This window comes from Streptomyces sp. NPDC051907 (assembly GCF_040681075.1).
GTDB lineage: Bacteria > Actinomycetota > Actinomycetes > Streptomycetales > Streptomycetaceae > Streptomyces.
The window spans coordinates 17,128-39,960 of record NZ_JBFAYB010000048.1 but is presented as its reverse complement, the minus strand read 5'-3'; the positions used below and the strand labels follow the sequence as shown (position 1 = coordinate 39,960).

Here is a 22,833-nt window from a genome sequence, read left to right as displayed (position 1 = left end):
CGACAGAGGAGCCACCATGACCAGGAAAGTCGTCGACTGCCGCAAGCAGCCGAGCGTCATGAACTGCACCCTCACCATCAGCGGCGAGGAGGAGGAAGTCATCCAGGCGGCCGCGGAGCACTCGGTCTCCGTGCACCAGCACACGGACGGCCCGGAGCTGCGGGCGCAGATCCGCGAGGCCCTGGAGGACGAGAAGATCCCCGCCTGAGACTCCTGAGACCACTGAGACCTCGGCTTAGACCTCGGCGGCGGGTCCGCCGACGGGCGCGCTCTAGGCACGCCGCGCCGGCAGACCCCTCACATCCTCAAGTCCCTCGCGTCGTCGGGGACTTGAGAGAACCGGGCCCGCGCCCGGCTCATTCGCATGCCCCGTCGGCTAGCCCAGCGCCTGCTGGAGGTCGGCCAGCAGGTCGTCCGCGGACTCGATGCCGACCGACAGACGCACCAGGTCGCCCGGCACCTCCAGCGGCGAGCCCGCCACCGACGCGTGCGTCATCCGCCCCGGGTGCTCGATCAGCGACTCGACGCCGCCGAGGGACTCGCCCAGCGTGAACAGCTTCGTACGGTTGCAGACCTCGACCGCCGCCTGCTCGCCGCCCTCGACGCGGAAGGACACCATGCCGCCGAAGGACTTCATCTGCTTCGCGGCGACCTCGTGGCCGGGGTGCTCGGGCAGTCCCGGGTAGAGGACCTGCGTGACCTTGGAGTGCTGGGTGAGCATCTCGGCGACCCGGGCCGCGTTCTCGCTGTGCCGGTCCATGCGGACGGGCAGCGTCTTGATGCCGCGCAGCACCAGCCAGGCGTCGAAGGGGCCGGCGACCGCGCCCATGGCGTTCTGGTGGTACGCGAGCTCCTCGCCGACCGTCTCGTCGGCCGCGATCAGGGCGCCGCCCACGACGTCGGAGTGCCCGCCCATGTACTTCGTCAGCGAGTGCACGACGATGTCCGCGCCGAGGGCTATCGGCTGCTGGAGATAGGGGCTCGCGAAGGTGTTGTCGACGACGAGCTTCGCGCCCGCGCCGCGCGCCACCTCGGCGACCGCCGCGATGTCGGTGATGCCCAGCAGCGGGTTGGAGGGGGTCTCGACCCAGACGACCTTGGTCTTCGGGGTGAGCGCGGCCCGGACGGACGCCGGGTCGGAGGTGTCGGCGACCGACCACTCCACGCCCCAGCGCGCGACGACCTTGGCGAAGAGCCGGAAAGTGCCGCCGTACGCGTCGTTCGGGATCACGACGTGGTCGCCCGGCGCCAGGAGCGTACGCAGCAGGCAGTCCTCGGCGGCGAGCCCGGACGCGAAGGCGAGCCCGCGCCGGCCGCCCTCCAGCGCCGCGAGGTTCTCCTCCAGGGCGGTGCGCGTGGGATTGGCGCTGCGGCTGTACTCGTAGCCGCCGCGCAGCCCGCCGACGCCGTCCTGCTTGTACGTGGAGACCTGGTAGATGGGCGGGACGACCGCGCCGGTCAGCGGATCCGCGGTGTTTCCGGCGTGGATCGCGAGGGTCTCGAAGCTCTGCGTGGAGTGCTGGTCGCTCATGGGTCCGAGCGTAGTCCCGCGCGGGCCGGCGTGCTGGAGCACCCCGTTCGTTGTCCGGAACAGGGGAGTTCCGCGGGGGCGTGGCCGTTCGACGTCCGGAAGTCGTCGACCGGAGGTCCTCGTCCGGAAGTCCTTGAAGTTTCAGGCAGAGCCTGGGCGGAGGATCGGCTCCGCCGCGGGTCCGGAACAATGGAGGCATGGAGATTCTCTGGTTCCTGATCGCGCTCGCGATGCTGACCGCGGTCGTCGGCCCGTACGTGTTCCGCCGCCGCGCCGGCATCCGCCTGGTCTCGCCCGGCGCGCCCGACGCCGCCGACCCCGACACGTACGGCTTCGTACGCCAGGAGGAGCTGGACATCCGGCTGCCCGGCCCCGACCAGGATCTCCTCGACGTGCTCGAGGTCGTCCAGCGCACCCAGGACTGGCGGGCCGCCGCGCAGCTGCTCGCGGGCACCCCGAAGGAGGGCGAGGTGCGCTGGCAGCGCGTGCAGGCCTTCGCCGGGGCGGCCTCGCTGGAGCTCCAGCAGCAGCCGGGCGTCGGCGGGGCGTGGCTGCGGGCCTGGCGCTCGGACTCCCCGAAGGACGCGGGCGGCGCGCAGGTGCACGCGGAGTTCCTGGTGCAGCAGGCGTGGCGGTCGTCGAGGGCCGGGACGGACGACTTCCGGATCATCCTGGAGGAGGCGCGCACGCTCTGCGGCGAGGCGGCGCTGCTCGCGCCCGGCGACCCCGTGCCGTACATCGTCGAACTGGCGGTGGCCCGCGGACTTGCGTACCCCCACGATCAGTTCGACCAGCTGTGGGCGAAGGTGATCGACCGCGCGCCGTCGCACATGGGCGCGCATCTGGCGGCCCTGCACTACTGGTGCGAGAAGTGGCACGGCTCCCGCCAGGAGGCGGACCACTTCGCCACCACCTCGGCGGCCCGCGCCCCCCAGGGCTCGCTGCTGGCGGCGCTCCCGCTGTTCGCGGTGTACGAGCACATCCCGGACCTGGTCATGGTGCAGGGGTTCTATCAGAGCGCGGTGGTGTCCAAGGCGATGGAGGGCGCGCTGTTCGCGGTGCACGCGGCCCGCCCGGACGATCCGATGCTCGCGCACGTACGGCATCTGCTGATCCTCTTCCTCGTCCGGTCGGAGAGGTGGACGGAGGCGATGCACCAACTGGTCCGGGTGGACGGCCACATCGGCGCGCTGCCCTGGACGCACAGCGACGACCCGGCGGCGGAGTACACGGTCTACCGCGCCCTGGCGGTCGCAGGCTACGAGGCGAACGGGGGGAACCCGGCGACGCTGCCGAGGTGAGTGGGGTGTCCTGCCCGGGCGGCTGGCGGGGCGCTGCCCCGGACCCCGCGCCTCAAACTCCCCCAGACCTCGTCCGGGGGACCCCCACGGGGCTGAATGTGCGCGCCCAAGCCCGGGAAACCCAGCCCGTCCGGCGCTTGAGGACACGCCCGAAGGGCGTACGGGGGCGCAGCCCCCTGGGGCGAGGGTGACATGCCCTGCACGGGCACCCCGCGGAAGGCGCGGGGCAGGGCGTCCGGGGCCAGGAATCTGTGCCCGCCCCCGGACGTTGTGACAGAGGACGACTGTCGAGGAGACCCGTATGTTCCTGTCCCGCCGCACCCCCGAGCTCCCCACCCCCGACCAGGCCCTGAAGGGCCGCCCCACCCCTGAATTCCAGCTCCCCGACCGCCACACGGTCCTGGGCAACCCCTTGCAGGGCCCGTACCCCGAGGGCCTGGAGATCGCGGACTTCGGCCTGGGCTGCTTCTGGGGCGCGGAGCGCAAGTTCTGGCAGACGAAGGGCGTCTGGACGACGCTGGTCGGCTACCAGGGCGGCTACACCGAGAACCCCGCGTACGAAGAGGTCTGCTCGGGCCTGACGGGCCACACCGAGGCGGTCCGGGTCGTCTTCGACCCGTCGAAGGTGTCGTACGAGGAGCTGCTGAGGGTGTTCTGGGAGTCCCACGACCCGACGCAGGGCTTCCGCCAGGGCAACGACGTAGGCACGCAGTACCGCTCGGCGATCTACACCCACTCCCCGTCCCAGGCCCAGACGGCACAGGCGTCGAGGACGGCGTACCAGGGAGTCCTGACGTCGTCGGGCTACGGCACGATCACAACGGAACTGCTCCCGTCGGAGGGCCGCCCGTTCTATGCGGCGGAGCCGTATCACCAGCAGTACTTGGACAAGAACCCGGCGGGGTACTGCGGCATCGGGGGCACGGGCGTCTCCTGCCCGATCGGCGTCGCGAAGGCAGATGGCTGAGCCCTTCTCCCCGAGCCCCGCTTGAACACCACCCACGACGCATAGCGGGAACCCACCGGCTCTTCCACAAGATCCCAGGATTGCCAGGCGTCGCCCATGGCGAGGATGGCGTCATGGACACAGGGGTGGCAGCGATAGCGGCTGGCGCGATCGGTGTGGTGGGAGCCACGCTCGGGGGCTTGGCTGCGATCATTGGAGCGAAGATCGGCGCAGACAAGAACGCTGTCGCCATACTCCAGCAAGTCAATCACCAAGCCCACACGGAGCACGCACAGTGGGTGCGCGCTCAACGCGCCACGGCTTACGCACAATTCCTCAGGGCCTGGGACGAATACACCTTGGCCCGGGGGAAATTTCATATTGAGCGGCCACCGAAGTACGAGAACTGGCGCAGCGTGCAGGAGTTCAGCGGACGGCTCAGCACAGCCGCATTCGCTATTCGAATCGTCGGCCCTGAAAGCATCACGACTGCCACCGAGCAGGCGCTGAGCAGACTTACCGCGATGGCGCTACCGGCTGACGTTCGAGCCGAGTTCGACGCCATCCATACCCAATTCCGTGAGACTGACGACCCTCAGCTGCAAGATCGGATGACCAGGATCGCCGAAGAGATTCTCTACAACGGCTCCTGGGATCAGGCCATCGATGTAGTGCCTCTACGGCAAGGCTTCTTGCAGGCTGCGACCGATGCATTGGGCGAGTTGTAGCGCTGCCTCGAGGGCACGCCTGGCTGCGGGTGCGCAGGCGATCGGCCCACGTCGCTGTTCTGGCGCCTCGGCAATATCCCAGCACGCCATTTATCAGATGGTCTGATCGCCATGCCCGGACAGTACGCCCAAGCTCTGACACCGATGCCGGCCCGCACGCCTTCCAAGCACGGATCCCGGCCGTGCTCGCCCCAACCATCCACCTTCGTTCGCAGCTTGAGTAAACCTCAGGCAGACGGCGCATTGGCCTGAACAGTGGCACGGGGAGCGCGCGCAGAGGCGCGCGCTGTTCGTAGCGCACATCGGCCTCAATGTCGCGATCTGGAAACAGGGCTTCCGCTTGGCGGCAAATCATTGAAGTCTTGACCAAGCAAGAGAACGGGGAGAGTTGCGAAGATCCGTTCGAATGCGTCGGGGTGCCGGCGACTGGCGGATCGAAGGCGGTTGACCACCGTCAAGACGCCTCGGTCGCCCAGCCTCGATCGGTTCGCGACTGCCGCGATTCGCCTTGAGGAAAGGCAACTCGGCCCGGCCGGGGGCGAACCTCTCTTGATTTTACCGAGGTCCATAAACAGGGGGATTCATGAAGATCGCCGACTGTGGTTTCGTGCACGTTCAGGCAGGGGGCCTGAAAACAGGTCGGTGACGCGGTGATGGGCCGGCGGAGGCATTCTCAGCAGCCCAACGGGGGTTCGCTCGCCGCTCCCCCACCGCTTGATGCAGTACCCGACGCCGCGGACTGCCTGCTTCAGGAACAGGCAGTTCGCACTTCAGGGGCGCCGTTTCCCAGTTCGCGCATGTCCGCGGACTGGCTGAAGGGGAGGAAACCACCATGCACATCTGCGTGCTCGGGCAGGGCTATGTCGGCCTGCCCCTGGCCTTGAGGGCCGCCGAGGCCGGACACACGGTGACCGGCTACGAACCCGACCGGAAGCGCTGCGAGAGGCTGACCGCCGGATCGTCCTATATCGAGGACATCGACTCCATCCGCCTGCAGCAGGTGCTGCGTTCGGGCGCCTACACCGCCAGCTCGGACGAGAAGGACCTCAAGGGCTTCGACGTCGCGGTCATCACCGTGCCGACTCCGCTGACCGACCGTGCCCCGGACCTCAGCTGTGTGCGAGAGGCCGGCGGCGTGCTGGCCGCGTGGCTGGAGCCGGGAGCCACCGTGGTGCTCGAGTCGACTACACATCCGGGCACTACCCGCGACGTGCTCATCCCCCTGCTGGAGGAGGGCTCGGGCCTGGTCGCCGGGCAGGACTTCCATGTGGGCTTCAGCCCCGAGCGCATCGATCCCGGCAACGCGAGCTGGCGGCTGGAGAACACACCCAAGATCGTCGCCGGTCTCACGGATGCCTGCCTGCGCCAGGTGAAGGCCTTCTACGACTCGGTCACCGAAGTCACCGTCCCAGCCTCGGGTCTGGAAGAGGCCGAGCTGGCCAAGGTGTTCGAGAACACCTACCGGCACGTCAATATCGCGCTGGTCAACGAGCTCTCCCGGATGGCCCACACACTGGGCGTGGATGTGTGGCACACCCTGGAGTTGGCCGCGACGAAGCCGTTCGGGTTCACCAAGTTCCTGCCTGGACCGGGCGTCGGCGGACACTGCCTGCCCATCGATCCCGTCTACCTCAGCCACCACGTCAAGGCACGCCACGGGCAGACGTTCCGCCTCATCGAGCTGGCTCAGGACATCAACGAGAGCCAGCCCGACTACGTGGTGCGCCGCCTGCAGGACTCGCTCAGCCGCCGCTTCCGCCGCAGCGTGCACGGCGCCCGCATCCTCGCCCTGGGCGCCGCCTACAAGCCGGGCACGGCGGACGCCCGCCAGTCGCCGGCCGTCCAGGTCGTCGACCGGCTGCGCACCATGGGCGCGGACGTCACCGTCGTGGACCCCTATCTGTCGGACGACGGCTCCCGAGAGATTCCCTTCTCCGCCGCCGAGAACAGCGTGAGCGTCGCCGACTTCGACGCGGTCGTCCTGCTCACCCCACACGGCGAGTTCGATCTCACGCAGCTCGCAGCCGAGGCCGCCTACGTGCTCGACACCCGTGGCGTCATGGCGACGGCCCCGCACATCGAGCGGCTCTAGACAGCCCAGTCGAGCACCAGAACCCGTGGGGCCGCCGACGCCCCACGACGCATTCAACGTCACGAGGTCGCCGCCGAGGCGGCCCATGTGCGGGACATACGCGGCGCCATGCCGACCCGCGACGACAGCGGGCGTCTTCGACGCTCGAGAAAGAGGCAAGCATGTACGGACAGAATGGTGTGGGCGCCGCGATCGGCACGGCCACCGGGGGCGCGGCGTTGGCCGCCACGGGCGGCACGGCTCTGGGATGGATCGTGCTCGGGGCCATGCTCTGTGTCATCAGCGGAGTGGCGGTCTTCCGCCTGGCGACCCGCGGTCAGCGGGTGACCGCTTGAGCACTTCATCACGGGTCCGATTCACCGTGGTGACTGCTGTGGTGGTGGCGGCTCTGGCCGCTGCCACCGTGGTGGTGCACCTCCAGTCGAAGAGCCCGATCCTGACGTTCTACTGGTGGCTGGGCATGACAGTGATCGTGCTCTGCCTGGTCTCGTTCCTCAAGGGCCGGTCCTTCACGCACCTGCCGACGGCTCCCGGCCGGACGGTGGCCATCGTCCCCGCCTTCGAAGAGCCAACGGAGAACCTGCACCGGACGGTGTGGTCGCTGCTGGCCCAGACGCATCCGGTCGACGAGATCCACGTGATCGACGACGGCTCGAAGCAACACCCCGTCGAGCCCTTCGAACACCCCCGGGTCTTCTGGCACCGGCAGGAGAACAAGGGCAAGCGCGGGGCCCAGGTCACGGTGCTCCGCCACCTTCAGGAGCAGAGCAAGCACTTCGACTTCGTTCTCACCATCGACTCGGACGGCGAGCCCTTCCCGGATGCGCTGGAACAGCAGCTGCGGGCCATGAGCAACCCGAAGATCCAGGCCACCACCGGGATGATCTACATCCGCAACTTCGAGGAGACCTGGGTCTCCAGGGCTGCGGACATCGACATCGGCACGTCGTGCGTGATGATGCGGTCCTCGCGCTCCATGCTCGGGGCACTGGAGACCACGTCGGGCGCACTCGCCCTCTACCGGGCCGAGCTGCTCTACGACCACCTGGACGCCTACGAGGTGGAGTGCGGAACGGGAGACGACCGTTGGCTCGCGCTACGGGCGCTGATGCGCGGTGAAGTCGTGGCCGTCAACGAGGCCGGCGTGATCACCGACATGCCGACCACGCTGAAGAAGACCTACCGTCAGCGCCTGCGCTGGGCCCGGTCATGGTGGTGGATGCTGCCGTTCGTCTACGCGCGGCTGTCCCTGAAGCAGCTCATCTCGCCGACCTTCGGTCTGCTCCAGCTCGTCGTCACCCCGGTGATGCTGGCCTGGACACTGGTGATGACGCTGATGACCCTGGGCGGCCGGTATCACAACCCCAGCGTCGCTCTGGTCTACCTCGGGGTCTACCTCGTGGTCCGGTACGGCCAGTCGGGCCTGTACGTGCTCATGCGGCCGGACATGACCACGCGCCAGCGGTGGCGCTCATGGCTTGTCGGAACTCCGACGTCCGTCTTCATGAACATCGTGCTGCTGTGCCCCACCCGCTACTGGGCTCTGTTCAAGCTCCGGGACAACGCGTGGCAGTCCCGAGGACTGACGGCCAAGGCGGCTCTGCCGAAGGGCCGCCACCGCGCCGAGCCGAAGGACCTGATGAACGCGTGAGCGCCGACGAGGCGATGCTGAGCAAGCCGCCGAGGTACCTCACAGCCGTCGATCACGAGGCCGACCGGAGCTGACTGAGCCGACGGTCGCGCCCGCTCGTCGTCCATGCCGACGAGCGGGCGCCGGTGCGCTGCCGGTCGTGCCAGTCCGCGAGATCGATAATTCTTTCAACTCGCGCGGGGAACATGTCAGCCTGTCCACATGCCACACAGCGACCGCGTCGACATCGCCTCGGCCCACCGCCGCCCACGGCTCCTGCCTCGCAGGGCGGGGTGCTCCCGAGTCGGCGCTCACGTCGTTGTCCGGATGAGCGGAGACGGCATCCGAGCCCATGCGAGCGCACAGTGTCCGACAGTCCTCTTCGTGACGCGGGACCCCGAGTCCTGCGTCGCCAAGGCCGAAGGCTGAGTACGCCGAGTGAGCTTCGGAGCCCACGTCCGCAAGGTGCGTGACGAGCGATTGCCTGTCGCCCGACGGCACACAGCGCTGAGGTGCGCCGTCGGGCACTACCGTCCCCTCGGGTTCAACGCGACCTGGGCGTATCTGGCCGCGACGGCGTGTCCCGCTCCCGATCTGCGCAGGGATCCTGCGGCTCTGCTGCGCGCGCTGGAGACGTTGGAAGCGAGCCGAGCGGTCCAGCTCTACGAGAGAGAGGAATTCGCTGCTCGACGTCGTACGGAGAAGGCGGCCGGTCGACGGACTCCGTGTGCCGCCGACGCGGCCAGGCTGCGCGGACCTCGCTGGCCGAGTGAGACGGCGCCTTCCCGGCTGGGGCTGATCGCTGCTGTCGCCGACCGCCACGCGGCGTTCCGGCGATCCCCCTACCCCGACGAGTCGCTCTCCTACGATGCCCAGGTACGACAGCTCGCCGACCTGCACGCCCGGCTCGACGCCTGTGCCTCTTCGTATCTCAAGGCCCTCGGCCGCCTCGACGGCCCAGCGGCAGAGGAACTGGCCGCCACCGCCCAGGGCATCCTGAGCCTTACTCGCCCGGGCTACGCGCCCCTGAACATGTACCTGCTCTCATGGCTCGCCTTCAGCGACCTCCTCGCGTACGCCGCCGAGGCCTCACGTGGACCAGAGCCCGACGGGAGCGCTGCTGCATCGGGCGACGCAGCGGTTTTCGCCGTCTCGGCCACGCGTCACCCCCCGTCTCCGTACAGTTGACGCGCAGTCACTGGCGAGAGGGGATCCGTGAGTTCAGCCGACGAGACGTCCGGCGTTCCGGCGCTGCCGTTCTGGGTGTCGTCCGACGATCGACTCGACGACGAGGGCGAGGGCGAGGACGACTCCATGGGCCTGTTCGGCGCGGCGGACGGGCAGGTTCGATTGAGGAACGTGCCCCTCGGGCCCCTGCGCGAGAACCTCGCGGACGCCGTGGACGCGTTGCAGCAGGTCTTCGCCGAGGCCGCCGCGCGCGGAGGGCCGCTGCCGCTGAAGGAGGCGCACCTCTCGTTCCAGGTGACGGCGAGCGGCGGCGTCCAGTTCATCGGGAGCGCGCAGGTTCAGCGCAGCCATGGCATCGTGCTGATCTTCAAGCAGTGACCTGTGCGCTATGGGACGGCACAGGGCACTTCTCATCGGGGCCAGCGACTACGAGATGCGCGGCGTGGCGGCGCTGCCGTTCGTCCCGGGTGATCTCGCCCGTCTCGGCTCGGCGCTCAAGGGCAGCGGCTTCGACGAGGTCCAGGTCCTGGCCGGGCGGGAAGGCGGAAAGCAGGTCTCGGCGAACTATGTGAACGCCCGTGTGGCCGGCTTCCTCAGACGTGCGCGCGCCGACGACACGCTGTTCATCCTTCTCAGCGGTCACGGTGTGCACGCCAAGGGCCGCGACTACCTCGTGCCGGAGGACATCGACGAGGACACCCACCCCTTCGAATCGGGGTGCGTGGCCATCGACTGGCGTGCGCATCTGGACGACACCCCTGCCCGGCACGTCGTCTTCTTGATCGACGCGTGCAGGGAGGGAATCGAGCAGGAGTCGATGGGGGTCGCGAGCGTCCGGCAGTGGAGTCAGCAGAAGGTCGGCGCGGCCCTGCGGCGCAAGGTGGCGTACGTCTATGCCTGCTCGCCAGCGCAGCTCGCCCTGTTCGTCCGCCCGTACGACGCGCTCGTCGACCCCGTGACCGGCGTCCGGCCCGGCGAGTCGTTCAGTCTCTTCTCCCGGTCGGTGTCGGACGTCGTCACAGCCCGCTCCCACACCGCGGGGCTCACCTTGGCGGAGTTCAAGGAGGCCGTGCAGGACCGGATGACCGAGTTGCATCGCGCGTACCGCAAGCGCGGGCAGCCCCAGACTCTGCGGATCGTCACCGATATCGCGCTGGACGACTTCGTCTTCCTGCCGCCGCCCCGCAGACGACCGGTCCAGGCCCCTCCGCCCCCTTCCATGGCCGAGCGGGCCGGGACGCCCAGCTACGAGAGCACGATGAGCATCGGGACGCCCGTGCCGTCGCGTCCTCCCCTCAGCAGCCCTCCCCTCACCAGCCCGCCCGCGTCCAGCCGGGCCAGCCGGCAGCCGAGCCAGCCGTCGTCTCCGTCGCCGTCGTCATCGCCGTCGTCATCGCCGAGCGGAGAGAAGACGGTCGGGCGCAGCAACGACACACGCTCCCTCGATCAGCTCCTTCGAGACCTCAAGCGGAGCAAGAGGAGGCATAACCGGGAGCTGCGCCGTCTGTTCGATCCCGGCTACTGGACAGGGATCGTCCTGGCGGTCGTCATGGGACTGGCCTTCGTCGCCGGGATCGGCTACGCGATCTGGGCATCCTGGCCCGACGGAAGCCAGCGAGCCGGCGAGCCTTCCGGCCCTTCCGCGTCTGCGCAGAAGAGCAGTCGGCATACCGCCGCCCCTCAGTCCCAGGACCCATTTCCCGATCTGGGCAAGCAGGCGGTGAACACGAAGGCCGTCATGAGTCTGCCCCTCTGCACGGCAGCCGAGTCCGTGGCGCCCGTGACGCTGCGTTTGAAGTCGGAGCGGAATTCCTACGGCCCAAAGGACACTCCGGTCCTCGATCTCGCCATCGAAAGCATATCCGCGTGCCGGATAAACGCCGTGCCCAAGCAGGTTGTTCTCACGCTGATGACCGCCAGCGAGGAGAAGCCTCTGTGGAACTCGACGTCCTGCACCGCGAAGACCCCGGACCGATGGATCGCCGTATCGCCCGGCACCCCGGCCACCGTCGTCTACCGGTGGGACCGCCACACCTCTTGCCGGCCCACTGAAACGGGAAGGCTCCCCACCGGCTCCTACGTCGCTGCCAGCTCCGTCGCTGCCCATCTCGCGTACGAGGGGAAGACCAGTTTCATCGTCGCCGCAGACTAGCTCCGTCCACCGCAGGCAACACGAGCCAGGAGTAACGCCGCAGAGCGTCGGTCACTGCTCGGCGATGAGACCGGGCAGCTTGCGCATGTCGTCGAAGACGACGGTGTCCGGGCCTTCGAGGCGCTCGGCGCGGGTCAGGCCGCCCGCGTAGCCGAAGGCCCGCATTCCGGCGGCGCGCGCCGCCTGGACGCCGGGCTGGCTGTCCTCGACGACCACGCAGGCCGCGGGGGCGACGCCCATCCGCTGGGCGGCGTAGAGGAACAGGTCCGGCGCCGGCTTGCCGCGGGAGACCTCGGAGGCGCTGTAGACACGGCCGGCGAACCGCTCGTAGAGGCCGGTGCGGCCGAGGGTGTGGCGCATCTTCTCGTGGGAGCCGCTGGAGGCCACGCAGGTGGGGAGGGTGATCGCGTCGAGCGCCTCGGGCAGCCCCTCGACGGGGGACAGCGCGGTGTCCACGGCCACCCGGTGGAGCTCTTCGAACCGTTCCCACCAGATCGCGGCCGTCTCCAGTCCGAGGCGCGCGCTGATCTGCTCGCGGATGGAGACGCTGGAGCGGCCGATGAACCGGTCGACGACCTCCTCCTCGGTCAGCGGCCAGCCGAGCTCGGCGCCCAGGGCGACCTGGACGCGTGCGGCGATGCGCTCGCTGTCGACGAGAACCCCGTCGCAGTCGAATATGACGAGTTCAATCGGCTTGATCATTCCCGCAGCATAGAAGAGCCCGGCCGTCAGGCGGCCAGCCGCACTCCGTTCTGGTGCGGGCTCCTGCGGGCCGGGGTCGGCCTGGTGCGGGCGAGCTCCGTCTGGGCCAGGGAGAGGACGTCGGCCAGTCCGAGGCCCAGCGCCCGGCCCGCCGCGCCGAGGACTTCGGAGGAGGCTTCCTTGTGGCCGCGCTCGACCTCGGAGAGGTAGGCGATCGAGATACGGGCCGTCTCGGCGACCTCCTTGAGCGTGCGCTTCTGGGCGAGCCGCTCCCGGCGCAGCACACCGCCGACGACGTCCCGCCACAGCGGCTCCTTCGCCGGACGGACCGGACGGACCGGACTGACCGGCCGCACTGGACTGACCGGTCGCACCGGGTGGACCGGACGGTCCCGACGAGCCGGGGAGGCTCCCGCCGGGCGCAGGGGGATGACACGGGCTTGGTTCGGCATCTGGTCGGTCACCTCCTCAGGGTATGAGCGACGCGCTCGCCGGGGAGCGCTCGCGCTGCGCTCCGGGCGAAATCTCGCGGCCAGCGAAATCGCCCGCCGCTGATCCACTCGCGCCAACCCCCGTTCGCGCCGCCCCCACTCGCCCCCTTACGTCATCTCGTTCGCGCTCCCCCGCCGCCCGACCTAGCATCCGGCCCATGACCACCAGTGCCGCAGAGAGCGTTCAGCCCTTCCGCCTCGACATACCCCAGGACGCCCTCGACGACCTGCGCCACCGCCTCGACCGCACGCGATGGCCCGACGAACTGCCCGGTGTGGGCTGGGCGTACGGAATCCCCCGCGGCTATCTCCAGGAGCTGGCCCACTACTGGCGCCATGTGTACGACTGGCGAGCCGCCGAGGCCCGGCTGAATCAGTGGCCGCAGTTCACGACCACGATCGACGGAGCGAACGTCCACTTCGCCCACATCCGCTCCCCCGAGCCGGACGCGCTCCCGCTGCTCATGACGCACGGATGGCCCGGCTCCTTCGTCGAGTTCGCCGAGGTGGTCGGTCCGCTCACCGATCCGCGTGCGCACGGCGGCGACCCGGCCGACGCGTTCCATGTGGTGCTGCCGAGCATCCCCGGGTTCGGGCTGTCCGGGCCGACCCGGGAGAGGGGATGGGAGTTCCAGCGGGCGGCCAGGGCGTTCGGCGTGCTGATGGAGCGGCTGGGGTACGAGCGGTACGGCGTCCAGGGCGGCGACTGGGGCGCGGCGATCTCCCGCGAGCTCGGCCGCATCCGGCCCGGCCAGGTCGTCGGCGTGCACCTCAACCTGCTGCCCGGCGCCGCGGCGGCCGAGGAGCCGGGGCCCGAGGAGCTGGCCGCGCTCAGCCCACAGGAGCGGGAGCGCGCGCTGGCCTCCTGGGAGCGCAACCGGGCCTGGACGCGCGACCGGCAGGGGTACGCCGACATCCAGGCGACCCGGCCGCAGACGCTCGCCTACGGGCTCACCGACTCGCCGGTCGGCCAACTCGCCTGGATCGCCGAGAAGTTCAAGGAGTGGACGGACTCCAAGGACCGTCCCGAGGACGCCGTCGACCGCGATCTGCTGCTCACCAACGTGATGCTGTACTGGCTGACCGGTACGGCGGGCTCCTCCGCGCGCATCTACTACGAGCGCGCGCACGCCGACTACTGGGGCTCGCCGCCCGACCCGTCGAGCACCCCGACCGCGCTGGCCGACTTCCCGCGCGACAACTTCGTTCCGCTGCGGCACATCGCGGACCGGACGAACAACATCGTGCGGTGGACCTCGTACGACCGCGGCGGGCACTTCCCCGCGATGGAGCAGCCGGCGCTGCTGGCCGGCGACGTACGGGAGTTCTTCCGGCTCTTCCGGGCCTCGCGGACGGTGCGGCCGACGCGGGACGGGAGCGGAGCGCAGTAGCCTCGCACGGCATGACCACGGACACGAGCGACGGCATGGGTCCCGGCATGGGAGTCGACCAGGAGTTGGTGGAGGCCGCGACCCGGCTGGTCGTCGCCCGCGCCCGAGGCGACGACCACACCGTCGCCGCCGCGGCGCGCTGCCGGGCCGGGGGGATCGTCACCGGGATGAACGTGTACCACTTCACGGGCGGACCGTGCGCCGAGCTCGTGGCGATCGGGGCGGCGGCCGGGCAGGGCGCGTACGAGCTGACCGCGATCGTGGCCGTCGGCGACGGCGGCCGAGGGGTGATGCCGCCCTGCGGGCGGTGCCGGCAGGTGCTGTCCGACTACTTCCCGGAGATCGAGGTCGTCGTCGCGACCGAGAACGGCCTGCGGGCGGTCCCGGTACGGGAGTTGCTGCCGTACGCGTACCGATCCGCGGACCACAACCCGTAGCCAACGACCGTAGCCAAGCGACCGTAGCCCTGCGACCCGTGACCCGGCGGCCCCCTGCGCCCCGCCGCGCGGAAATTCAGATTCCCCTTTCGCGCCGCGCGTCTAGACTGGAGGCATGGGTTCGCACAAGCACTACTTCTTTCTCTGATTCCGAGCGCGGACGCAGCGTGACCTTCCGCTGACGTCCCCTTCTGCGCTCGTTCCGACGTAACCCAGCCCCACCGCGGGCTCGTCATCCTCAGGGAAAGACCATGCGCGCACGCGCCCATATGACCATCAAGGACGTCTCCAAGACCTATGGGGACCGCTCCGTTCTCGACCAGGTGTCGCTGACCGTCAGCCCCGGCGAGCGCGCCGGCGTCATCGGCGAGAACGGATCGGGGAAGTCCACGCTGCTCCGGCTGCTGGCCGGTGCGGAGCAGCCCGACAGCGGCGAGGTGAGCGTCCTCGCCCCCGGCGGGATCGGTTATCTCCCGCAGACCCTCGCCCTCGACCCCGCCCTCGCCGTCCAGGACGCCGTCGATCTCGCCCTCGCCGAGCTGCGCGACATCGAACGGCGGCTGCGGCAGGCCGAGGAGGCCCTGGCCGAGGCGGGCCAGGACGCGGGCGAGGATTCGGGTGAGGAGCAGCTCGCCGCGTACGGGGAGCTGCTCACCGCCTACGAGGAGCGCGGCGGCTACGAGGCCGACGCCCGCGTCGACGCCGCCCTCCACGGCCTCGGCCTCGGCCACATCGCCCGCGAACGCGTCCTCGGCAGCCTGTCGGGAGGCGAGCAGTCCCGGCTCCAGCTCGCCTGTGTGCTGGCCGCGGCGCCCGAGGTGCTGCTGCTGGACGAGCCGACGAACCATCTCGACCGGCAGGCGGTCGAATGGCTGGAGGACCGGCTGCGGGCGCACCGCGGCACGGTCGTCGCCGTCACCCACGACCGCGCCTTCCTCGAACGCGTCGCGACCGCGATCCTCGAGGTCGACCGCGACACCCGGGCCGTGACCCGCTACGGCGACGGCTGGGACGGCTACCGCACCGCGAAGGCCGCCGCCCGCCGCCGCTGGGAGCAGGACCGCCGGGAGTGGCTGGAGGAGGTGGCGCGCACGCAGGAGCTGGTCGCCGCGGCCGGGCAGCGGCTCGCGGCGACCGGCAAGGACCCGCGGCAGGGCTTCGGCAAGCACCGCCGTTCGCACGAGGCCAAGCTGTCGGGGCATGTCAGGGCGGCCCGGCAGCGGCTGCACCGGCTCCAGCAGGCGCCGGTGCCGGCCCCGCCCGAGCCGCTGCGGTTCTCGGCGCGGCCGACCACGGGCGGCGAGGCGCCGGCCGAGGTGCTGGCCGAGCTCGCGGGCATCGCCGTCGGCGACCGCCTGCGGCTGGCCGGTCCGCTGCGGATCGAGCCCGGCGGGCGTCTCCTGGTCACCGGCCCCAACGGCGCGGGCAAGACCACCCTGCTGCGCGTCCTCGCCGGAGACCTGCGGCCGGACGAGGGCGCCGTGCTGCGCGCGGACCGCGTACGGATCGGCTATCTCCCGCAGGAACTGCCCGCCTCCCCTACCCGCCGGCCGCTGCTCGCCGCCTTCGCGGCGGGCCGGCGCGGGCTGCCGGAGGAGCACGCCGAGGAGCTGCTCGGCCTCGGGCTGTTCCGCGAGGAGGATCTGGCGGTCCCGGTCGCCGCCCTGTCGGTCGGGCAGCAGCGGCGGCTGGAGCTGGCGAGGCTGCTGACGCGCCCCGCCGACCTGCTCGTGCTGGACGAGCCGACCAACCATGTGGCGCTCAGCCTGGTGGAGGAGCTGGAGGAGGCCCTCGCCGCGTACGAGGGGGCGATCGTGGTCGTGTCGCACGACCGCCGGTTCCGCCGCGGGTTCTCGGGCGACCGGCTGGAACTGGTCTCGGGCAGGGGCGAGATGACACCCCACTAGGGTTTGCGCGTGGGGACAAGCAAACAAACAGAGGAACGGCAGGCACCGGCGGCGGCGCGGGGGGACGCGCCGCCGCCCTGGCGGCGACGGATACCGAGGGCGCCGCTGGTCGCGACCGCCGTCGCCGTGCCGCTGTACGTCCTGTGGGCGGGCTGGCTCGCGACGGGCGGCGGCGACCTCGCCGCGCAGCTGGCGTGGGCCGGATTCATGGAGCGGCACCCGTTCTCGGCGTACAACCTCTCCTGGTACGGCGGGACGCACACCGCCAACTACAGCCTGCTCGCTCCCCCGCTGATGGCGGCCTTCGGCGCGCCCGCGGTGTCCGTCGCCGCCGGGCTCGCCGGGACGTGGGCGCTGTCCTTGCTCTTCGTGCGCGGCGGGGTCCGGCACGCGGTGTGGCCCTCGCTCGTGGGGGCGGTGGCGCTCTGGTGCAACGTGGCGTCCGGCCGTACGACGTTCGCGCTGGGCGTCGCGATCGGGCTGTTCGCGCTGCTGTGGCTGCGCAGGACCGCGCCGGCGGCGCTGGGCGCGGCGCTCGCCGCGATGGCCTCTCCGGTGGCCGGGCTCTTCCTGGTGGTGGCGGGGGCGGCGTGCCTGCTGGACCGGCGGTGGCGCGAGGGCGCGGTGCTGGTGCTGCCGCCGTTCCTGGTCGTGGGCGTGGTGACGCTGCTCTTCCCCTTCAAGGGCGAGCAGCCCATGGCGACGGGGAAGCTGTGGCTGCCGCTGGCCGTCTCCGCCGTGCTCGCGCTCGCCGCGCCGAGCGGGCGCGGGTGGCGGATCGTGCGGTACGGCGCCGGGATCTACGCCCTCGGCGTCGTGCTGACGTATCTGATCGCCTCGCCGATCGGCACGAACGTGGAGCGGCTGGCGGGTCTGGCCGGGCCGCCGGTGCTGCTCGCGGCGGCGCTGGCCGGCGGTCTCGCCCGGCTCCAGCGGGCGGCCCTGGCGGCGGCGGTGGCGCTCAACTCGTACTGGCTCGTGGACAAGACCGAGGACGATCTGGTCGTCTCCAACGACGTGCCGTCGTGGGCGGCGCACACGGACGGCGTGGTGCGCGAGCTGGAGCGGCTGGGCGCGGACCGTATGCGCGTCGAGATAGTCCCGGCCCGCAACCACCGCGAGGCGACCGTCCTCGCCCCGCACGCGAACATGGCCCGCGGCTGGAACCGCCAGCTGGACGTGGAGCGCGGGCGGCTCTTCTACGACGGCTCGCTCTCGCCGGCGACGTACCGGCAGTGGCTGGACCGCTGGGCGGTGGGCCTGGTGGTGCTCCACCACGGCCGTCCCGACGGGCCCGCCGAGGGCGAGGCGGAGATCGTGCGGAGCGAGCCTCAGTGGCTGGAGCGGGTGTGGCGGGACGACGACTGGACGGTCTACCGGGTGCGGGACGCGGTTCCGCTGGTCTCCGCGCCCGCACAGGTGGTGGGCGGCGACGACGCCGAGCTGGTGGTGCGGATGCCTCAGGCGGGGTCGGTGACGGTGCGCGTGGCGTACTCGCCGTGGCTGCGGGCGTCGGGGGCGTGCGTGGAGCGGGAGGGCGAGTGGACGCGGCTGACGGTGCCGCGGGCGGGCGAGTACCGGCTGGACTCGCCGTACCGGCTGCGGCGCTCGACGGGGTGCTGAGCTGATCTCCGCGGCGCCTCGGCGGCGGCGCCTGTGACCCGGTTGCGCGGCCGGCGCGCCTGGGCCTTGCGGAGGCGGTCCGCGGTGATCGCCGCGTCGTAGCCGGGCGCCACGCCGTCGACCAGGACGATGTCGCCGTCCAGATGGCGGGCGCGCAGCGGTATGAGCTCCTGATAGGCGTCGGAGTCGTACCAGGAACGGGCCTCGTCGATGCCGGGGAAGCCGACGATGACGAGCGCGCCGGGCCACTGTCCCTCGCGGACGTCGACGGTGGCGCCGTGGACGAGGAACTGGCCGCCGTAGGGGGCGAAGGTGGCCTGGATCCGCTCCATGTACGCGAAGACCTCCTCGTCCAGGTGCTCGGCGGGCTGCAGGCGGGCGAGGGCGTAGGCGGTCATGGCGTCCTCCTCGTGCGGGGCGGCTGGGCTGATGTCTTCGATCGTGCCGGAACGCCGGGAGAGCGTCGATTACCGCCGGGGTAATGCGCCGGCCGGGAGTCGGCGGGCCGTGCGCGGAAGACCGCGGACGGCCTGTGAGCGCGCCGGGGCACGACGAAGGCGGCAGCCCCTGTCGGGGCTGCCGCCTTCATGTCGTTCTTCGTGCCTGGCCGGGGCCGGGAGCGACGGTCAGACCGCGGAGCCGGCCTTCCACTGCGCCCAGTCCATGTTCCAGCCGTTCAGGCCGTTGTCCGGCTTGATGGTGGTGTCCTTGGAGTTCTTGACCTCGACGACGTCGCCGACGATCGAGTTGTCGAAGAACCAGGCGCCGGGCTGGTTCGGGTCGCCCGCGCCCTTGGCGTCGTTCAGGCCCACGCAGCCGTGGCTGGTGTTGACGCTGCCGAAGATGCCGTCGGAGCCCCAGTAGTTGCCGTGGATGAAGGTGCCCGACGTGGACAGCCGCATGGCGTGCGGGACGTCCTTGATGTCGTACTCGCCCTTGCCGTCGTCGTCCGTGAAGCCGACCGTGGCGCCGTTCATCCGGGTCTCCTTGAACTTCTCGGAGATCACCATGCGGCCGTTGTAGGTCGGGTTGTCCGGGGCGCCGGCGGAGATCGGGATGGTCTTGATCGTCTTGCCGTCCTGGGTGACCGTCATGGTCTTGGAGGCGGCGTCGACGGTGGAGACCTGGTTGCGGCCGATCTTGAAGGTGACCGTCTTCTGCTGGACGCCGAAGACGCCGTTCGCGCCCTGGACCCCGTCCAGGTTCAGCTTCAGGGTGACGGTCGAGTTCTCCGTCCAGTACTGGTCGGGACGGAAGTCCAGCCGCTGGGCGTTGAACCAGTGGCCGACGACCTCCTGGCCGGTGCTGGACGTCACGGTGATCCCGGACTGCACGGCCTTCTTGTCGGTGATCGCCTTGTTGAAGTTGATCGACACGGGCATGCCGACGCCGACGGTGGAGCCGTCCTCGGGCGTGAAGTTGCCGATGAAGCTGTTGGCGGGCGAGACCGTGGTGAAGGAGGAGTTCTCGTGGGCCTCCTGGCCCGCGGAGTCCTTCGCGGTGGCGGCGATCTTGTACGTGGTGGAGCGCTCGAGCTGTCCGTCGGGCTTCCAGCTCTTGCCGTCGGCGGCCAAGGTGCCCTTGACGGCCGCGCCGGCGGCGGTGGTCATGGTGACCTGCGTCAGCGTGCCGTCGCTGACGGTGACCTTGGCCGCGTTGTTGATGGAGGCGTTGGCGGCGCCGTTCTTCGGCAGAATCGCTATTCGGGCCTTGGAGGCGTCCTTCGCCGCTGCCTCGTCCACCTGGGCCTGTGACTTCTTCGAGCCGTCGGCGCCGCTGCCGCCGTCCCCGTCGCCGCTGCAGGCCGACAGCACGAGCACGCTGCCGAGCACCGCGGACGCGGCCATGAGGACCCTGCGCCGCTTGCTGTCCGTGATCACACGCTTCTCCATCGTCACCGATTACCCCTGACCCGACTACTTCTTGAACACCCATTCCGGGCGTTCCGGTTCCACATCCCCGAAAGATGTGGGCCACACCACTCGTCAATGACCTCTCGACGCGTCAGACGCCCCTGCGGTTGCACGGGGCGCACCGGATGCGTCCGTGCGTGAGGCGCATCCGTTCCGTTCTGCGCCTTGCCCGCCAGGGCTCCGCTCACACCACGGATCCCGGCGGGCCCCGGTTCGCCTACCCGGCGACCCGAGGCCCGAAGCCCGTCACCTGGGGTCGCTACCGGCGCTCCGCGCCGCCCGCTTCGGCTGCGTCGTCCGCCTCGTCCGCATCCTCGGCTCCCTCCCCATCTTCCTCGTCCAGGTCCCACTCATCCGCATCGGGGTCGTACTCGATCTGCTCGCTGCTCCAGGACGCCTGGGCCAGCTGCACCCCCGGCACCTCGCCGACCAGGTCGAAGGGGTCCACGAGATAGGCGATGGCCTCCGCGTCGTCCTCGCGTACGGCCGCCTGCGCGTGGGCGCGCTCCTCGACCGGCATGAACTCGTCCGCGTCGATCCGGTCGAGGGCCGCGTCGGTCAGCGCGCCGGGGCTCTCGATCTCGAGCACCAGATCCACCCGTAGCCGTACAAACCGTGATGTCTCAGAAGTGGTCATACGACGGAGCGTAGGGCTCCCGCGCCCGCGGCTTTCCCGCGACCCGCTGCTTTCACTAGCATCAGCGCACCGGCCAATTCGAGGATGCCTCAAGGGGGATCGAGTCCGTGTCCGTCGCACGTCGACCGCTTCTGACCGCTACCGCCGCAGGAACTCTGCTGTGTGCTCTGTGGTTCGTCCCCTCGGCGAACGCCATCGTCGAGAAGCAGACGGGAGACAGAGCGCCGAGCAGCTCGACGGGCGGGTCGCAGGAAGGCTCCGCATCGACTGACGGCACGTCGGACGCGGCCTCCGACGCGGCTTCTGACGGGTCCTCCGGCACGTCTGACAGCGCGTCGGACACGCTGGTCCTCGCCGACACGGGCAGCGTCGACACCACCCCGTACGTCGTCACCGGCACCGCGTTCCTCGGGATCGGCGCGGGCTTCGTGGCCTACTCGGTGCGCCGGCGCGACGCAGCCGCCTCCCTGTGACGTACGCGAGGTTCGCCGCCGCCCTGTGACGGCCGCCAGCGCCCTGTGACATGCGCGAGGGCCGCCCCGCGCTCCTGAGCCCATGGAGTGCGGGACGGCCCTCAACGCGTGCGTCAGGCCAGCGGTCCTGTGACCGGCTCCACGGCCGCCAGGAGCTTTCCGTCCCGTACGAACGCGTCCGCGGCCTCCAGGTCCGGCGCGAGGAAGCGGTCCGGGCCCGGGCCCTCGACGCCGGCCGCGCGCAGCGCCTCGATGGCGGCGCGGGAGGCGGGCGCCGGGGTCAGACCGCGGCGCAGCTCGATCGCGCGGGTCGCCGCGTACAGCTCGACGGCGATGATCCGGTTGAGGTTGCCGACGGCGGTGCGCAGCTTGCGGGCGGCCGACCAGCCCATGGAGACGTGGTCCTCCTGCATCGCGGAGGACGGGATCGAGTCGGCGGAGGCCGGGACGGCCAGCCGCTTCATCTCGCTGACCAGGGCGGCCTGCGTGTACTGGGCGATCATCAGGCCCGAGTCGACGCCGGCGTCGTCGGCGAGGAACGGCGGCAGGCCGTGCGAGCGGTTCTTGTCGAGCAGCCGGTCGGTGCGGCGCTCGGCGATGGAGCCGAGGTCGGCGGCGACGATGGCGAGGAAGTCGAGGACGTACGCCACGGGCGCGCCGTGGAAGTTGCCGTTGGACTCGACCCGGCCGTCGGGCAGGACGACGGGGTTGTCGACGGCGGAGGCGAGCTCGCGCTCGGCGACCAGGCGGGCGTGGGCGAGGGTGTCGCGCCCGGCGCCGGCGACCTGGGGGGCGCAGCGGACGGAGTAGGCGTCCTGGACGCGGGGCGCCTCCTCCTCCTGGAAGTGGCCGGTGAGCTCGGAGTCCTTGAGCACGGCGGCCATGTTGGCGGCGGAGGCGGCCTGGCCGGGGTGCGGGCGGATGGCGTGCAGCTCGGGGGCGAGGACCTTGTCGGTGCCGAGCAGCGCCTCCAGCGAGAGGGCGGCGGTGACGTCGGCGCAGGTGTAGAGGCGCTGGAGGTCGGCGAGGGCCATGACCAGCATGCCGAGCATGCCGTCGGTGCCGTTCAGGAGGGCGAGGCCCTCCTTCTCGCGCAGCTCGACGGGGGCGATGCCGTGCTCGGCGAGCAGCTCGCCGGCGGGGCGGACCCGGCCGTCGGGGCCCTCGGCGTCGCCCTCGCCCATCAGGGTGAGCGCGCAGTGGGAGAGCGGCGCGAGGTCGCCGGAGCAGCCGAGGGAGCCGTACTCGTGGACGACGGGCGTGATGCCCGCGTTCAGCACGTCCGCCATGGTCTGGGCGACCTCGGGGCGTACGCCGGTGTGGCCGGAGCAGACGGTCTTCAGCCGGAGGAACATCAGCGCGCGCACGACCTCGCGCTCGACGCGCGGGCCCATGCCGGCGGCGTGCGAGCGCACGATGTTGCGCTGGAGCTGGGCGCGGAGGTCGTGGCCGATATGGCGGCTGGCCAGGGCGCCGAAGCCGGTGGAGACCCCGTAGACGGGCTCGGGCTTGGCGGCGAGCGCGTCCACGATGCTCCGGGCGGCGGCGAGGGCGGCGACGGCCTCGTCGGAGAGCTCGATCCGGGCGTTGCCGCGAGCCACGGCGATGACGTCTTCGGCGGTGGTACCGGACGTCCCCACCACGACAGTGTGCATATCCATATTCAGCAGCGTACGGATTGAATCCCGCTA

General features: G+C 70.7%; 22 protein-coding genes and 1 pseudogene. 15 read left to right on the top strand and 8 right to left on the bottom strand.

Annotated elements, in window-relative coordinates; genetic code table 11:
- Positions 1-16: 16 nt before the first annotated feature.
- Positions 17-208 carry a DUF1059 domain-containing protein gene (locus AB0M39_RS23800; RefSeq protein ID WP_365367533.1) on the top strand — a complete coding sequence of 64 codons (192 nt, stop codon included), beginning with the start codon at positions 17-19 and terminating at the stop codon, positions 206-208.
- A 168-nt stretch (positions 209-376) separates the two neighbouring features.
- Here the strand turns inward: AB0M39_RS23800 and AB0M39_RS23795 are convergent, their stop codons facing one another.
- Positions 377-1,531 (bottom strand): cystathionine gamma-synthase, encoded by a 1,155-nt coding sequence (locus AB0M39_RS23795; RefSeq protein ID WP_365367531.1) that lies wholly within the window; start codon positions 1,529-1,531, stop codon positions 377-379.
- 197 nt (positions 1,532-1,728) lie between these two features.
- Between AB0M39_RS23795 and AB0M39_RS23790 the strand changes: the two genes are divergently transcribed.
- The 6 genes from AB0M39_RS23790 (at position 1,729) to AB0M39_RS23765 (ending at position 8,249) form a co-directional block, all read left to right on the top strand.
- A complete protein-coding gene (locus tag AB0M39_RS23790; RefSeq protein ID WP_365367529.1) occupies positions 1,729-2,832 on the top strand; it encodes a hypothetical protein in 1,104 nt (367 codons plus the stop codon).
- A 301-nt stretch (positions 2,833-3,133) separates the two neighbouring features.
- Entirely contained in the window at positions 3,134-3,799 is a 666-nt protein-coding gene (msrA, locus tag AB0M39_RS23785; protein ID WP_365367527.1) for a peptide-methionine (S)-S-oxide reductase MsrA, read from the top strand.
- Between the two features lie 113 nt (positions 3,800-3,912).
- Entirely contained in the window at positions 3,913-4,506 is a 594-nt protein-coding gene (locus AB0M39_RS23780; RefSeq protein WP_365367525.1) for a hypothetical protein, read from the top strand.
- 832 nt (positions 4,507-5,338) lie between these two features.
- Positions 5,339-6,598 carry a nucleotide sugar dehydrogenase gene (locus AB0M39_RS23775; RefSeq protein WP_365367523.1) on the top strand — a complete coding sequence of 420 codons (1,260 nt, stop codon included), beginning with the start codon at positions 5,339-5,341 and terminating at the stop codon, positions 6,596-6,598.
- Between the two features lie 161 nt (positions 6,599-6,759).
- Positions 6,760-6,933, top strand: a complete 174-nt coding sequence (locus AB0M39_RS23770) for a hypothetical protein (protein ID WP_365367521.1) — start codon at positions 6,760-6,762, stop codon at positions 6,931-6,933.
- On the top strand, positions 6,930-8,249 hold the full coding sequence (locus tag AB0M39_RS23765) for a glycosyltransferase (RefSeq protein WP_365367519.1): 1,320 nt from the start codon (positions 6,930-6,932) through the stop codon (positions 8,247-8,249). The genes AB0M39_RS23770 and AB0M39_RS23765 overlap by 4 nt, the downstream gene beginning before the upstream one ends.
- Before the next feature lie 39 nt (positions 8,250-8,288).
- On the opposite strand, the gene AB0M39_RS23760 is transcribed toward AB0M39_RS23765, so the two are convergent.
- On the bottom strand, positions 8,289-8,684 hold the full coding sequence (locus AB0M39_RS23760) for a recombinase family protein (protein ID WP_365367517.1): 396 nt from the start codon (positions 8,682-8,684) through the stop codon (positions 8,289-8,291).
- A 24-nt stretch (positions 8,685-8,708) separates the two neighbouring features.
- On the opposite strand from AB0M39_RS23760, the gene AB0M39_RS23755 reads away from it, so the two are divergent.
- Genes AB0M39_RS23755 through AB0M39_RS23745 form a run of 3 tightly spaced genes read left to right on the top strand, consistent with a single transcriptional unit; the run spans position 8,709 to position 11,568 of the window.
- Complete coding sequence (locus AB0M39_RS23755; protein WP_365367515.1) at positions 8,709-9,416, top strand: hypothetical protein; 708 nt, start codon at positions 8,709-8,711, stop codon at positions 9,414-9,416.
- A 27-nt stretch (positions 9,417-9,443) separates the two neighbouring features.
- Positions 9,444-9,794 carry a hypothetical protein gene (locus AB0M39_RS23750; protein ID WP_365367513.1) on the top strand — a complete coding sequence of 117 codons (351 nt, stop codon included), beginning with the start codon at positions 9,444-9,446 and terminating at the stop codon, positions 9,792-9,794.
- A 10-nt stretch (positions 9,795-9,804) separates the two neighbouring features.
- Positions 9,805-11,568, top strand: a complete 1,764-nt coding sequence (locus AB0M39_RS23745) for a caspase family protein (protein WP_365367511.1) — start codon at positions 9,805-9,807, stop codon at positions 11,566-11,568.
- A 51-nt stretch (positions 11,569-11,619) separates the two neighbouring features.
- Here the strand turns inward: AB0M39_RS23745 and AB0M39_RS23740 are convergent, their stop codons facing one another.
- Both AB0M39_RS23740 and AB0M39_RS23735 read right to left on the bottom strand, forming a co-directional pair.
- The gene (locus AB0M39_RS23740) at positions 11,620-12,270 is read right to left on the bottom strand and encodes an HAD family hydrolase (protein WP_365367509.1); all 651 of its coding nucleotides are present in this window, start codon (positions 12,268-12,270) and stop codon (positions 11,620-11,622) included.
- Between the two features lie 26 nt (positions 12,271-12,296).
- Positions 12,297-12,734 carry a helix-turn-helix domain-containing protein gene (locus AB0M39_RS23735; protein WP_365367507.1) on the bottom strand — a complete coding sequence of 146 codons (438 nt, stop codon included), beginning with the start codon at positions 12,732-12,734 and terminating at the stop codon, positions 12,297-12,299.
- A 185-nt stretch (positions 12,735-12,919) separates the two neighbouring features.
- Between AB0M39_RS23735 and AB0M39_RS23730 the strand changes: the two genes are divergently transcribed.
- The 4 genes from AB0M39_RS23730 to AB0M39_RS23715 all read left to right on the top strand — a co-directional run bounded on the left by AB0M39_RS23730 (position 12,920) and on the right by AB0M39_RS23715 (position 18,119).
- Positions 12,920-14,152 carry an epoxide hydrolase family protein gene (locus AB0M39_RS23730; RefSeq protein ID WP_365367505.1) on the top strand — a complete coding sequence of 411 codons (1,233 nt, stop codon included), beginning with the start codon at positions 12,920-12,922 and terminating at the stop codon, positions 14,150-14,152.
- Positions 14,153-14,163: 11 nt separating this feature from the next.
- Positions 14,164-14,589: a cytidine deaminase gene (locus tag AB0M39_RS23725; RefSeq protein WP_365367503.1), complete on the top strand. Its 426-nt coding sequence runs from the start codon at positions 14,164-14,166 to the stop codon at positions 14,587-14,589.
- A gap of 251 nt (positions 14,590-14,840) precedes the next feature.
- Positions 14,841-16,496, top strand: coding sequence for a ribosomal protection-like ABC-F family protein (abc-f, locus tag AB0M39_RS23720; protein WP_365367501.1), 1,656 nt, complete (start codon positions 14,841-14,843; stop codon positions 16,494-16,496).
- A gap of 90 nt (positions 16,497-16,586) precedes the next feature.
- Positions 16,587-18,119, top strand: coding sequence for a hypothetical protein (locus tag AB0M39_RS23715; RefSeq protein ID WP_365367583.1), 1,533 nt, complete (start codon positions 16,587-16,589; stop codon positions 18,117-18,119).
- A 122-nt stretch (positions 18,120-18,241) separates the two neighbouring features.
- On the opposite strand, the pseudogene AB0M39_RS23710 reads toward AB0M39_RS23715, so the two are convergent.
- The 3 genes and pseudogenes from AB0M39_RS23710 to AB0M39_RS23700 form a co-directional block, all read right to left on the bottom strand.
- Positions 18,242-18,517: pseudogene (locus AB0M39_RS23710) on the bottom strand (DUF1330 domain-containing protein); the annotation flags it as partial.
- Positions 18,518-18,745: 228 nt separating this feature from the next.
- Complete coding sequence (locus AB0M39_RS23705) at positions 18,746-20,011, bottom strand: Ig-like domain-containing protein (RefSeq protein ID WP_365367581.1); 1,266 nt, start codon at positions 20,009-20,011, stop codon at positions 18,746-18,748.
- Between the two features lie 280 nt (positions 20,012-20,291).
- Positions 20,292-20,669: a hypothetical protein gene (locus tag AB0M39_RS23700; RefSeq protein ID WP_365367499.1), complete on the bottom strand. Its 378-nt coding sequence runs from the start codon at positions 20,667-20,669 to the stop codon at positions 20,292-20,294.
- A 107-nt stretch (positions 20,670-20,776) separates the two neighbouring features.
- Between AB0M39_RS23700 and AB0M39_RS23695 the strand changes: the two genes are divergently transcribed.
- Entirely contained in the window at positions 20,777-21,142 is a 366-nt protein-coding gene (locus AB0M39_RS23695; RefSeq protein ID WP_365367497.1) for a hypothetical protein, read from the top strand.
- A gap of 113 nt (positions 21,143-21,255) precedes the next feature.
- On the opposite strand, the gene hutH is transcribed toward AB0M39_RS23695, so the two are convergent.
- Positions 21,256-22,797 (bottom strand): histidine ammonia-lyase, encoded by a 1,542-nt coding sequence (gene hutH / locus AB0M39_RS23690; protein ID WP_365367579.1) that lies wholly within the window; start codon positions 22,795-22,797, stop codon positions 21,256-21,258.
- Positions 22,798-22,833 lie beyond the last annotated feature (36 nt).